The 12,667-nt window shown below is 62.9% G+C and carries 13 protein-coding genes; 6 read left to right on the forward strand and 7 right to left on the reverse strand.

The window, feature by feature from the left end; genetic code table 11:
* Positions 1-90: 90 nt before the first annotated feature.
* The 3 genes from KUG85_RS08945 (at position 91) to KUG85_RS08955 (ending at position 3,240) form a co-directional block, all read left to right on the forward strand.
* A complete protein-coding gene (locus tag KUG85_RS08945; RefSeq protein ID WP_223004925.1) occupies positions 91-1,140 on the forward strand; it encodes a TRAP transporter substrate-binding protein in 1,050 nt (349 codons plus the stop codon).
* 250 nt (positions 1,141-1,390) lie between these two features.
* On the forward strand, positions 1,391-1,921 hold the full coding sequence (locus KUG85_RS08950) for a TRAP transporter small permease (RefSeq protein WP_223004926.1): 531 nt from the start codon (positions 1,391-1,393) through the stop codon (positions 1,919-1,921).
* The gene (locus KUG85_RS08955) at positions 1,918-3,240 is read left to right on the forward strand and encodes a TRAP transporter large permease (protein ID WP_223004927.1); all 1,323 of its coding nucleotides are present in this window, start codon (positions 1,918-1,920) and stop codon (positions 3,238-3,240) included. The genes KUG85_RS08950 and KUG85_RS08955 overlap by 4 nt, the downstream gene beginning before the upstream one ends.
* A gap of 205 nt (positions 3,241-3,445) precedes the next feature.
* Here the strand turns inward: KUG85_RS08955 and KUG85_RS08960 are convergent, their stop codons facing one another.
* The 7 genes from KUG85_RS08960 to KUG85_RS08990 form a co-directional block, all read right to left on the reverse strand.
* Positions 3,446-3,784: a TIGR01244 family sulfur transferase gene (locus KUG85_RS08960; protein ID WP_065816249.1), complete on the reverse strand. Its 339-nt coding sequence runs from the start codon at positions 3,782-3,784 to the stop codon at positions 3,446-3,448.
* A gap of 8 nt (positions 3,785-3,792) precedes the next feature.
* Positions 3,793-4,239: a DUF6691 family protein gene (locus KUG85_RS08965; protein ID WP_223004928.1), complete on the reverse strand. Its 447-nt coding sequence runs from the start codon at positions 4,237-4,239 to the stop codon at positions 3,793-3,795.
* 3 nt (positions 4,240-4,242) lie between these two features.
* Entirely contained in the window at positions 4,243-4,665 is a 423-nt protein-coding gene (locus KUG85_RS08970; protein WP_065816247.1) for a YeeE/YedE family protein, read from the reverse strand.
* A gap of 88 nt (positions 4,666-4,753) precedes the next feature.
* Complete coding sequence (locus KUG85_RS08975; protein WP_223004929.1) at positions 4,754-6,826, reverse strand: 3-hydroxyacyl-CoA dehydrogenase NAD-binding domain-containing protein; 2,073 nt, start codon at positions 6,824-6,826, stop codon at positions 4,754-4,756.
* A 40-nt stretch (positions 6,827-6,866) separates the two neighbouring features.
* Positions 6,867-7,664, reverse strand: coding sequence for a 3-oxoadipate enol-lactonase (gene pcaD, locus KUG85_RS08980; protein WP_223004930.1), 798 nt, complete (start codon positions 7,662-7,664; stop codon positions 6,867-6,869).
* A gap of 88 nt (positions 7,665-7,752) precedes the next feature.
* Positions 7,753-8,166: an OsmC family protein gene (locus tag KUG85_RS08985; RefSeq protein WP_223004931.1), complete on the reverse strand. Its 414-nt coding sequence runs from the start codon at positions 8,164-8,166 to the stop codon at positions 7,753-7,755.
* An 81-nt stretch (positions 8,167-8,247) separates the two neighbouring features.
* Positions 8,248-9,111, reverse strand: coding sequence for a BKACE family enzyme (locus tag KUG85_RS08990; protein ID WP_223004932.1), 864 nt, complete (start codon positions 9,109-9,111; stop codon positions 8,248-8,250).
* Positions 9,112-9,171: 60 nt separating this feature from the next.
* On the opposite strand from KUG85_RS08990, the gene KUG85_RS08995 reads away from it, so the two are divergent.
* The 3 genes from KUG85_RS08995 to KUG85_RS09005 all read left to right on the forward strand — a co-directional run bounded on the left by KUG85_RS08995 (position 9,172) and on the right by KUG85_RS09005 (position 12,661).
* Positions 9,172-10,077 carry a MurR/RpiR family transcriptional regulator gene (locus KUG85_RS08995; protein ID WP_223004933.1) on the forward strand — a complete coding sequence of 302 codons (906 nt, stop codon included), beginning with the start codon at positions 9,172-9,174 and terminating at the stop codon, positions 10,075-10,077.
* Positions 10,074-11,396 carry an aspartate aminotransferase family protein gene (locus KUG85_RS09000; RefSeq protein ID WP_223004934.1) on the forward strand — a complete coding sequence of 441 codons (1,323 nt, stop codon included), beginning with the start codon at positions 10,074-10,076 and terminating at the stop codon, positions 11,394-11,396. Before KUG85_RS08995 ends, KUG85_RS09000 begins: the two co-directional genes overlap by 4 nt.
* Before the next feature lie 290 nt (positions 11,397-11,686).
* The gene (locus tag KUG85_RS09005) at positions 11,687-12,661 is read left to right on the forward strand and encodes a TAXI family TRAP transporter solute-binding subunit (protein WP_065816240.1); all 975 of its coding nucleotides are present in this window, start codon (positions 11,687-11,689) and stop codon (positions 12,659-12,661) included.
* Positions 12,662-12,667 lie beyond the last annotated feature (6 nt).

The raw sequence follows: 12,667 nt of genomic DNA on the forward strand, positions 1-12,667 counted from the left end.
TGCGGAGATGGGAGAAGCTTCAAACGGTATCGCCGGCGAACATAGAGCGTCGTTTCCGACGCTTCGGGGCATGCAATCGGGAGGAGAAGCATGAAACCATTTTCCGTCAGAAAACTGGCCCTGGCGGCTGCCGTCGCCGCCACCGGGCTCATCGGGGCCACGGCCTCGTCATGGGCGCAGGAGGTAACGCTCAGGCTGCACCAGTTCCTGCCGCCGCAGGCCAATGTGCCGAAGCTGGTTCTGGACCCCTGGGCGGACAAGGTGGAACAGGAATCGGGTGGGCGCATCAAGATCGAGCGCTACCCCGCCATGCAGCTCGGCGGCACACCGCCGCAGCTCTACGATCAGGCGCGTGACGGCATCGTTGATATCGTCTGGACCCTGCCGGGCTCCAATCCGGGCCGGTTCCCTTCGACGGAAGTGTTCGAACTTCCCTTCATGATGACGAATGCCGAGGCGACCTCGCGCGCCTACTGGGACCTGTTCGAAAAGCACATGAAGGATACCGAGTTCAAGGACACGCATGTGCTGGGTGTCTGGGTTCACGGCCCGGGCATGCTCCACTCCAAGGAGCCGATCGAGAAGCTCGAGGATCTGAAAGGCATGAAGATCCGTGCGCCCACGCGCATCATCAACTCGCTGCTTGGCCAGCTTGGCGCGACGCCTGTCGGCATGCCTGTGCCGCAGATCACCGAAGCGCTCTCCAAGGGCGTGATCGATGGCTGCGTGATCCCGTGGGAAGTCACGCCGGCGCTGAAAGTGCCGGAGCTCGTGTCGAACCACACGGAGTTTGGCGGCGATCATGCGCTCTACACCACGACCTTCGTGCTGGCGATGAACAAGGCGAAGTATGACAGCCTGCCGGATGACCTGAAGAAAGTGCTCGACGACAATTCCGGTCAGGAGTTCGCTGCATTTGCCGGCAGGACGCAGGCCGGTGCGGACGTTCCAAGCCGCAAGATCGCGGTCGATCGCGGAAACAACATCATCGAGATCAGCGCTGAAGACACGGAAACCTGGAAAGAGGCGGCGGCACCCGTCTACGAACAGTGGGTGACCGAAATGAAGGACAAGGGGATCGACGGCCAGATGCTGATCGACGAGGCCCGTGCCCTGATCGAAAAATATACCAGCCAGTGAGGCTGACACGGCCATGAGAGACGGGGCGGGCTGCGAGGCCTGCCCCGTTTTTTGGACACGGTTGAGCATTTTGCAGTCGGGTGGAAACACCTGACACCCGCGCAAATGCGGGGAGACGTTTCCGTGAAACGGTTAACCGCTCTATCGTGTCGAGGCGCAAGCTTGCGAAGGCGGGAACCGCTGGCTAACGTTTTCGAACCCGGCGCAAAATGAGAAAACCAGGCGGGAAGGTCATGGGACGGGAAGGGGCATGAGACTATCGAGCATTGTTGTCTGGCTGGCCAGGGTGATGGCCATTCTGGGCGGTCTCGTTCTGGCGGCGGTCATCATCATGACCGTGGCCAGCATCACCGGGCGTGCGCTGGTGCGCTTCGGCCTTGGACCCGTACCTGGTGATTTCGAGCTGGTTCAGGCCGGCGTCGGCTTTGCGGTATTCGCGTTTCTGCCCTGGTGTCAGCTCAATCGCGGGCACGCCACGGTGGATATTTTTACCACCTTTTTGCCGAACAGCGTCAACCACGTCATCGACCTGGTGACCGAGATCATCATGACGCTGGTTCTCGTGCTGATCGCCCTTCAGCTCTATTACGGCATGCTCGACAAGCTGAGCTATAGCGAGACCACCTTCATCCTGCAGTTTCCGCTCTGGTGGCCCTATGCGGCCTGCCTCGTGGCGGCGGTGATTGCGGTGATCGTGTCATTTTACATGATCCTCGTGCGCTATCGCGAACTGAAGGTTGGCACACCGATGCCTGAGCCCGGACAGGGGAGCCTCCATTGACCAATCTTGAAATCGGGCTCTGGTCCTTTCCGCTTCTCCTGCTTCTGATCTTCGTGCGTCTGCCCATCGGTCTCGCCATGCTCTTGTGCGGGCTTGGCGGAAGCTGGCTCGTGTTCGGCAATGTGACGCCTGTGCTGGCCAAACTGAAAAACGAGACCTATTCCACCTTTTCGGGCTATTCGCTCTCCATCGTTCCACTGTTTCTGCTGATGGGACAGTTCGCGACGCTGGGCGGCATGTCGCGGGCGCTGTTCAAGGCGGCGGAGACCTGGATGGGGCACAGGCGCGGCGGGGTCGCCATGGCGGCGGTGGGTGCGTGTGCGGGTTTTGGCGCCATCTGCGGCTCCTCGCTGGCGACGGCGGCGACCATGAGCCAGGTGGCACTGCCGGAACTGCGCCGCTACGGCTATTCGGGCGCGCTCGCCACGGGCACGCTCGCGGCAGGCGGCACGCTGGGCATTCTCATTCCCCCATCGGTCATTCTCGTCATCTATGCGATCCTGACCGAGCAGAACATCGCCAAGCTTTTCGTCGCCGCTTTTGTGCCGGGTGTCCTTGCGGCCATCGGCTACATGATTGCGATCTCGATCTATGTGCGGCTATGGCCGGACTCGGCTGGAACACGCGAGCGTGCGCCTTATGCGGAGCGGACGCGGGCGCTGCTCGACGTATGGCCGGTTCTGGTGGTGTTTCTGGCGGTTGTCGGAGGCATTTATCTTGGCGTCTTCACACCGACGGAAGGCGCTGCCGTAGGGGCTGCCGGCACGGGGCTGATTGCGCTCGTCAATGGCGGGCTGACCCGCGAGACCTTCGTTGAATCGATCCTTGCCACGGCAACCGCCACGGCGATGATCTTTTTCATCGTTCTGGGGGCGGGCTTCTACAACTCGTTTCTGGCGCTGGCGCAGGTGCCGCAGCAGATGGCGGCATTCGTGAGTGAGCAGGGCTACAGCCCGTGGATGGTGCTGACGCTGATCCTGCTGCTTTATCTCGTGTTCGGCTGCGTGATGGACTCGCTATCGATGATCCTGCTCACCATTCCGATCTTCTTCCCGATCGTCACGATCCTCGATTTCGGGCTGGGGGCGGAGGAGTTTGCCATCTGGTTCGGCATTCTCGTTCTGATCGTGGTGGAGGTGGGGCTGATCACGCCGCCGGTGGGGATGAACCTCTTCGTCCTTAACTCAATGGCGAAGGACACGCCGATTTCGGCGACCTATCGTGGCGTGATGCCCTTCGTGATCAGCGACATTCTGCGCGTGGCGCTTCTGACGCTGTTCCCGGCGATCTCGCTGTTCCTGATGCGCTGGCTATACTGACGGCGGGGTGGGGGCGCTTGCGTTGATGGGGTGCGTGGTCCGCCCTTCGACATACTCAGGAAGCTCACCATGAGGGATGTTTGGCTCTGCAGGGAGGTCGCTTCGTGCGGCCCACCACAGGCAATGCAGCCCCTACACCCTCCCTCATGGTGAGCTTGTCGAACCACGCACAGCGCTGTTGCCACCCCAAGTCGCTTCGGGGCGGTTAGAGACCGCGCTCCTGAATGATGCCGTAGAGATTGGCCGAGCGGGTACCGCTGCGGCAATAGGCAAAGACAGGGCCCGGCAGTTCCCTGAGGGCGGTGGCCATGTCCGTGACGTCATCGATTGTCATTGCGCCGGAAACGACCGGCACATGACGGAAGGACAGACCGGCCTCTTTCGCCGCTTTCGAAATGGTCTCGACCGTGGGCTGTCCGGCGTCCTCGCCATCGGGCCTGTTGCAGACGATGCTCTTGTATCCGGCCTGCTTGATGGCGGCGACGTCTTCCACGGCGATCTGCGGTGACACCGCGTAGTCATCCGAAATTTTCTTGATATCCATGGTTTTCCTCACTGAGTGACGCGTTTTTCGGCGGCAGAGAAGCGCCGTTTGAGGGATTTGGCAACGAGAATGCCGGCGATGAGCGAGGCGAGGAACACGATCGTGTCCGAATAGCCGAGCCCAAGGGCCGGGATCGCCGCACCCGGGCAGAAGCCCGCAATGCCCCAGCCAATGCCGAATACGGCGGCACCGCCGATCAGTTGCGGATCGAGATCGCTTCGCGTCGGAAGCTGGAAACGCTCGGCAAAAAATGGCTTCACGCGCGTGCCGAAGAGGAGCCTGTAGCCGAGGGCCGCGACCGCAAGCCCACCGCCCATGACGAAGGCGAGACTTGGATCCCAGGTGCCCGCGAGATCGAAGAAATTCAGAACCTTCGCGGGGTTGATCATGCCCGATAGCGCGATGCCGGCACCAAACAGAAGGCCGGCGACGAGGGCTGCAACAAGCTGTTTCATCAATCAGCCTCCGATCACGTGACGAATGATGAACACGGTGATGAGGGCGGTGGCCATGAAGGTGATGACGGCAACGATGGATCGGATGGAACCGCGCGATATGCCGCACACGCCATGGCCGCTGGGGCAGCCATTGCCGAAGGTGACGCCGATGCCGACAAGGAAACCGCCGATAACGAGCGCGGCGGTGGAGACTGGGACCTGAAAGGGAATTGCCGTGCCGCTCACCAGCAGGAACAGGGGTGCGGCAATCGCGCCGATGATGAAAGCGGCGCGCCAGTGCCAGGCACTCTCCTGAGGGGGTAGGAGGCCTGACAGAATGCCCGTCATGCCGGCCACCCGGCCATTGAAGGCCATGAGCACCACTGCAGCAAGACCGATCAGCGCGCCGCCGGCGAGTGAGGCTATCGGTGTAAACTCGGTCATTTCTGCAACTCCGTCGCCACGAGATCAAAGGCGATCTGAATATGGGGTCACGCCTGCCTCAATGCCAAGGGGGATGACGGCGAGTTGTCTAAACAAGATCGCCGAAGCCACCGCCCGTCAGCGCGAGCTGGCGAAGGATGGGAGCGGGCTCGAAAACGGGATTACCGGTCTTCCGGTGCCAGTGCTCCAGCCGCTCGACGATGGTCTTGATGCCGAAGCGCTCGGCCCAGAACATCGGCCCGCCCTTGGCGACTGGGAAGCCGTAGCCATTGACCCAGACGACATCAATGTCGGAGGCGCGGGCGGCGATGCGCTCTTCGAGGATCTTCGCGCCCTCGTTGATCATCGGGTAGAGCGTGCGCTCGGTGATCTCGTCCGCACTGATTTCGCGGCGTTCCACGCCAAGCTCGGCTGCCTTATTCTCGATGAGCTCCTCAACGAAGGGATCGGGTTTTGGCGTGCGGGAGCCTTCTTCATAGAGATAAAAGCCGCGCCCGGACTTCTGGCCGAAATGGCCTGCCTCGCAAAGCGTGTCGGCGATGGGTGCGGTGAGACCCTGCGACTGCCGGTGCTTCCAGCTGATGTCGAGACCGGCGAGGTCGACCATCTGGAACGGGCCCATGGGCCAGCCGAAATCGGTGAAAACCTTATCCACCTGTTCGGGCGTCGCGCCGGAAAGGAGCAGGTCCTCGTTCTGCTCGCGCCGGGCGGCGAGCATGCGGTTGCCCACAAAGCCGTTGCACACGCCGACCACGACCGGAACCTTGCCGATTTTTCGGGCGAGCGCGAGCGCCGTCTTGATGACATCGGGGGCTGTCTCTTCGCCGCGCACGATCTCCAGAAGTTTCATCACATGGGCGGGCGAGAAGAAATGGAGGCCGACCACATCCTGCGGGCGGCTGGTGGTGGCGGCGATCTCGTTGACATCGAGATAGGAGGTGTTGGAGGCGAGGATGGCGCCGGGCTTCAGCACGCGGTCGAGCGCGGTGAAGACCTGACGCTTCACGCCCATCTCCTCGAAAACGGCTTCGATGACGATGTCGCAGTCGGCAAGGTCGGCATAGTGGGTGGTGCCGGAGATGCGGCCCGTGCGGGCCTCTTTTTCCTCAGCCGTGATGGAGCCGCGCTTTATCGATCCCGAATAGGTCTTGTCGATGTGGGCGAGACCGCGCGCGATGGCGTCCTCGTTCATCTCCAGAATGGTGACGGGAATGCCGCCATTGGCAAGCGCCATGGCGATGCCCGCCCCCATGGTGCCGGCACCGATGACGCCGGCACGCGCGATCTTTCGCGCCTCCGTCTCGCGCGGGATACCCGGCACGCGGGTCGCCTCGCGGGTGGCGAAGAAGAGGTGGCGCTGGGCGGCGGATTCTTCGCTGTCGCGGCGCTCCAGAAAGAGTTCGCGCTCGCGGTCGAGTGCTGCGTCGAACTCCATGGTGATGGCGTTGCGGACGGCTTCTGCCGCCGTGTGCGGCGCGGTGAGGCCGCGTGCCTTCTTCGTCACCGCCTTGACCGCTTCGTCAAAGGCGGCGAGGTCGACGGCGAGCTTTTCGGCGCGTGCGCGGATGTGGGGGTGCGTGTTGCCGGAGGCCGCCTTCTCGCGGGCGAAGGCGATGGCTTCTGCAACAAGGTCCGTTTCGGCCACGCGGTCGACCGCACCGAGCCGGACCGCTTCATCCATGCCGATCGGTTTGCCGGAGACGATCATCTTCAGCGCGGCTTCGGGGCCCACCAGACGCGGCAGGCGCACCGTGCCGCCGGCGCCGGGAATGAGGCCGAGGTTCACCTCGGGCAGGCCGATCATCGCGGACCTGTCTGCAATACGGTAATGGCAGCCGAGCGCGAGTTCCAGCCCGCCGCCGAGCGCCGTGCCGTGGATGGCGGCAACGGTGGGTTTGTCGATGCTTTCCAGCTTTTCGATCAGGTCGGGAAGGCTTGGCTCCTTCGGCGGCTTGCCGAACTCGGAAATGTCGGCACCGGCAATGAAGGTGCGACCCGCGCAGGCGATGACGATGGCCTGAACCGTATCGTCCGCATTGGCCTCTCCAAGCGCTTCGAAGAGAGGTGCGCGCAGTGCGTGGCCGAGCGCGTTGACCGGCGGATTGTCCAGAGTGAGGACGGCTATGCCATTGTCACGGGTGATCTCTACGGTGTCGCTCATTCGGGGTCCTCTTGTCATCCTACATGCGGGGCGCGGCGTCTCAGGCGGCGGGCGTGGTCTCGCGCAGAAAATCTGCAATCAGGGCGGCAGTCGCCTCGGGCTGTTCGATACAGGGCAGGTGGCCGGCGTCTGCGATGATTTCGAAGCGGGCACCTCCGATGAGGTCCGCCAGTTCCTGCACCAGCTCGGGCGGGGTGGAACCGTCCTGATCGCCGACGATGCAGAGCGTGGGCAGCTTCAGGGCGCGGGTGGATTCGGTTAGGTCGGCATCGCGCAGGGCGTAGCAGGTGCCGGCATAGCCATCGACCGTGGTGCGGGTGAGCATGGCCGTGTAGCCGACGAAAGCATCGTTGTCCGGTGCGCGGAAAGAGGGCGTGAACCAGCGCTCGAGAATGCCGTCGGCGATGGCTTTGATGCCTTTGGTGTTCACGGCTTCGATCCGGCTGTTCCACAGATCGTCATGGCCTATTCTGTGGCCCGTGTCGCACAGCACGAGGCGGGAGACGAGATGCGGCCAGCGCGCGGCAAGCCCCTGCGCGATCATGCCGCCGACGGAGAGGCCGACAATAGTCGCGCCCGTGATGTCGAGATGATCGAGCAGGGCTGCGAGATCGTCGACGTGATCGGTCATCGCATAGGGCTGGGGCGTGGCTTCGGAAAGGCCATGGCCGCGCTTGTCGTAGAGAACGATGCGGTAGTCGGCTTCGAGCCGCCCGACGACGGCATCCCAGATGCGGAAATCGGTTCCAAGTGAGTTGCAGAAGACGAGAACAGGTTTGCCGACCGTTCCGCGCACTTCGTGATGAATGACGACGCCGTTCACACGCGTGAAGTTCATGCACCTGCCTCCCATGGTTCGCCGCAAGGCGGCTTCTGTATGGGAGAAGGGGAGAGCGTCGTCAATCGACCCGGCAATGGAAAAGCAATCAGCCGACCATCTTCATGTTGACCGCGCCATTGAGCGAATTGGAGACCGTGCAGCGGGCCTTGGCGCGCTTGATCAGCTCTGCGCACTCTTCCTCGCCGGGCATGGTGTCGAGCGAAACGGTGGCGTCATAGCTGCCGATACGGTCGGGCAGGTCCTCGGCCTTCTTGCCGGAAACCTCGACGGAGACCTGCCCGACATCGATTTTCATCTCCTGCGCGGCGTGATGGAAGGAGAGGGCAAGGCAGGCACCGAGCGCGGAGATCATGAAGTCGACGGGCGTGCCAGCCTCTTCCGTGGAGGGCGAGGTGATGGCGACAGTCTGCTTCGGCGCGGTGTCGACATGAATCACCTTGCCGGGGCCGATGGCGGTGGTGAAGGGGCCATAGGTTTTTGCTTTGATGCGGATCGCCATGAGAAACTCCAGAGAGGCAATTCAGATCGCTCACATGTAGTGATGCGTCCTCCCGGCGTCTACCGGAGAAGGCGGGAAGTCTCAGCGACCTTTTGCCGGTGGGCCGAGCCCCCAGCTTTCGCGCAGGCCGTTCGCAGTCTCCAGCGGGGTGCCAAGGGCCGAAAGCGTTTCTGCCACCCCGGAAACAATGGCCGCATTGTCCGGCGCGATGGCACCGCTGGCCAGATAGAGATTGTTTTCAAACCCCACGCGCGCATGGCCGCCGAGCAGGCAGCCCGCGGTGACGCAGGCAGCCTCGCGCGGACCGAAGGCGCAGACCATGAAATGCGCGAAATCCGGCATGGCCTCGTCAAGGAAGGGCAGGAGATCGGCCGGGTCGGAGCGCTGGCCTTCCGTGTAGCGGCCGAGCACATAGAGAACCGGAATGTCGGGGAAGGGGATGAGGCCGTGCGCCATCATGCGCTTGAGCTGCAGCGCCTCTTCCGGATGGTAGAGGATGATCTGCGGGGCAATGTTCTCGGCGCGCATGAAGGAGAGAAATTTTGAAAACTCCTCTTCGTGCGAGGCGTCGGGCACCAGTTCGCGCAGGGCGAGCGATACCGCCTCCGGGCGCACCTGGCGCACCACGTCCATCTGCTCGTGCACGCCATAACGCCCCACCGCCTCGGTGGTGATCTGGATGACAAGCCGCTCGCCCACGGCTTTCCGGATGGCCCCTATGGCATCGCGATAGGCATCGGCATCGAGGATGTGGCGCCCTTGATCGTCGCGCACATGACAGTGGATCATGGCCGCTCCGGCATCGAGGCAGGCTGATGCAGCCTCTGCCAGTTGCCTGGCTGTCTGGGGCAGGGCGGGGTGATCGGCACGGGTCCGTCGTCCACCATTGGGAGCGACGGCGATGGCTGCGCGGTGGGCGCTCACGGAATACTCCATTTGATGCATAAATAAATTGGATGCAACACTTGTTGCATATGCTGAAGCGCCCGTCTAGGATGCGTGATCATGGATCGCGCCACGCTTGCTGACCGCATTACCGCTTCCTTCAACGAGTTGCCGGGGCAGCTTGGCGCGGCGGCGCGCTACATTCTCGACAATCCGGGTGATGTGGCGCTTCTCTCCATGCGCGAGCAGGCGCGGCGTGCGGGCGTTCAGCCCTGGACCATGACGCGGCTCGCCAAACGTTTCGGCTTCGATGGCTATGACGAGCTTCGTCAGCTTCACGGCGACGCGCTGAAGGAACAGGCGCTTGGCTTTGCCGGTAAGGCGGGGGAGCAGGTTGCCAGGCAGAGGCAGGGCGGGAGTCATGCGCTGGCGCGCGATATCGCCACGCAGACGGCGGCCCAGCTTGGCAATCTCGCTGACGCCGGCACGCTGGAAGCGCTGGCGCGCGCTGCGGCAACCCTGGCCGCAGCGCGCCGCATCTATTGCTTCGGGCTGCGCTCCAGCCATGCGGTGGCGGCGCATTTTGCCTATTCGATGACCTTCCTCGGCGAGAAGGCGCATCTGCTCGACCATATGAACGGGGCTGGGCTCGACAGGTTGCGCCATGCGACAGCCGAGGACGTGTTCTTCGTGACCACGGTTGCGCCCTATACGCGGGCGACGGTGGAGGCGGCGGCCAGTGCCCGGTCGCTGGGCCTGACCGTGGTTGCGCTGACGGACAGCACCGTCTCACCGCTGGCGGGCCTCGCAGACCAGTGCGTGATCGTTTCGACGGAAAGCCCCTCCTTTCTGCACACGATGACCCCGGCCTTTGCGGCCGCCGAAATTCTGGCGGCGCTCGTTGCCGGCGAGGGAGGCGAGGAGGCGCTCGCGGAAATCGCCAAGACCGAAGCGCTGCTTTCCAGTCTCAATACGCATTTGTTCGATCCCGCGCCGCGTGCGCATCGCTCCGGAAAATCCAGATGACACACATTCTGCATCGTCAGATTCACGCTTCCCTTCCCGTTGCCAGAGGTGGCCGCGGGGTCGAACTTTTCGACGCGGCTGGCAAAGCCTATGTCGACGCCTCCGGCGGTGCTGCCGTTTCCTGCCTCGGTCACGGTCATCCCGACGTGGTGGACGCCCTGAAGAAACAGGCGGAGACGCTTGCCTATGCCCACACAAGCTTCTTCACCAACGAACCGGCTGAGCAGCTTGCGGACCGCCTGATTGCCGGTGCGCCAGAGGGCATCAGCCATGCCTATTTCGTGTCCGGCGGTTCGGAGGCCAATGAGGCGGCGCTGAAGATGGCGCGCCAGTATTTTGTCGAAAAAGGCGAGCCGCAGCGGCATAGGATCATCGCCCGCCGGCAGAGCTATCACGGCAACACGCTGGGCACGCTGGCGACCGGCGGCAATGAGTGGCGTCGCGAGCCGTTCAGGCCGCTCCTGATCGAAACGCATCACATCGACCCCTGCTATGCCTATCGCTATCAGGAGGCCGGAGAGAGCGAAGAGGCTTATGGCCTTCGCGCGGCACAGGCGCTGGAAGACCGGATCAACGAACTGGGACCGGACACGGTGATGGCGTTCGTCGCCGAGCCGGTGGTCGGCGCCACGGCGGGTGCCGTGCCGGCCGTGAGCGGCTATTTCAAACGCATCCGCGAGATCTGCGACCGCTATGGCGTGCTGCTCATTCTCGATGAGGTGATGTGCGGCATGGGGCGCACGGGCACTATGCATGCCTGCGAGCAGGACGGGATCGCGCCGGACATGATGACCATCGCCAAGGGGCTCGGCGGCGGCTATCAGCCCATCGGCGCGGTGCTTCTGGGGCAGCACATTTTCGATGCCTTCGCGGAAGGATCGGGCCTCTTTCAGCATGGTCACACCTATATCTGCCACCCGATGGCCTGCGCCGCCGCGCTGGCCGTGCAGGACGTGATCGAGCGCGACGGGCTTCTGGCCAATGTGCGCGAGATGGGCGGCTATCTGCGCGAGCGCCTTGAAGCGCGTTTCGGCAACCACGCCCATGTGGGCGACATTCGCGGGCGGGGCCTGTTCCTAGGTCTCGAACTGGTCGCGGATCGCTCGGGCAAAGAGCCTTTCGACCCGGCGCGCCGCGTCCACGCGGCAGTGAAGAAGGAGGCGATGCAGCGCGGTCTCATGGTCTATCCGGCCGGCGGCACAATCGATGGAACGCGCGGTGATCATATATTGCTGGCACCGCCCTTCATCATTGACCGGGTGGTTGCGGACACAATCGTCGAGCGTCTCGGGGAGGCCATGGACGTCGCGACAGCGTAATTTACGTAAACGGAGGAGGAGAGAATATTAAACATTAAAAACAGAAGCTTGTGTATGGTCCGCTGGCTGTGTTGACACAGCCTGCCGTTGCAGGTTTTTGCAAATTGCGCGTTCCGGCCATTGACTCGAGGCGGGGGGCGTTTAACGCTTTGCGCAGGGTCTTTTTCGGACTGCGCTTTGCCGGGCATCTCGCACGCAATGCCCGACTGCGGTCGCCGGTTCGAACTGACCGCAGCATCTTTCGACGTGCACGTATGCGCAAACGCGTAACATCAGTAGGGAGACGCAATATGAAACCTCATCGCATTCTCGGTTTTGGCCTCGCGGCCGCGATGCTCGGCTCGCTGGCGACCGGTGCGGCCATTGCCCAGGAGCAGCGCTTCGTGTCCATCGGCACCGGCGGTGTGACCGGTGTGTATTACCCCGCAGGTGGCGCCATCTGCCGCCTCATGAACAAGAACCGGCGTGAGACGGGCATTCGCTGCTCGGTCGAATCGACCGGCGGTTCGGTCTACAATGTGAACGCGATCAAGGGCGGCGAGCTGGAATTCGGCGTTGCCCAGTCCGACGTTCAGTACAAGGCCGCAAAAGGTGAAGAGCCGTTTGAGGAAGCGAACGACAAGCTCCGTGCCGTTTTCTCGCTGCATCCCGAGCCGCTGACCATCGTGGCCCGCGCCGATGCCGGCATTTCTTCGTTTGAGGATCTGAAGGGCAAACGCGTCAACATCGGCAACCCGGGTTCGGGCCAGCGTGCCATCATGGACCTGTTGATCTCCGAGAATGGCTGGAGCAATGACGATTTCGCGCTCGCAGCCGAGTTCGCGCCGGCTGAGCAGGCCAGCCAGCTCTGCGACAACAACATCGACGCATTCGCCTACACGGTCGGTCACCCGTCCGGATCCATCCAGGAAGCGACGAACTCCTGCGACACGGTGATCATTTCCGTCGAGGGTGAAGCGGTCGACAAGCTGGTTGCCGACAATCCGTACTACTTCAAGGCCACCATTCCGTCCGGCATGTACAAGGGAACGGATTCGGACGTTTCCACCTTCGGTGTGGGCGCCACTTTCGTGACCTCGGCGGATGTGCCCGATGACGTTGTGACCGCACTTGTCGACGCCGTGTTCAGCGATCTCGAAGGCTTCAAGGCACTGCACCCGGCATTCGGCGTTCTGACGGCTGAAGGTATGGCGCAGAACGGTGCATCGGCACCGCGCCATCCGGCTGCGGAAGCCTACTTCAAGGAAAAAGGCCTGCTCGAGTAGCCGCGA

It is taken from the genome of Nitratireductor rhodophyticola, from assembly GCF_019891355.1.
Classification (GTDB): Bacteria; Pseudomonadota; Alphaproteobacteria; order Rhizobiales; family Rhizobiaceae; genus Nitratireductor; species Nitratireductor rhodophyticola.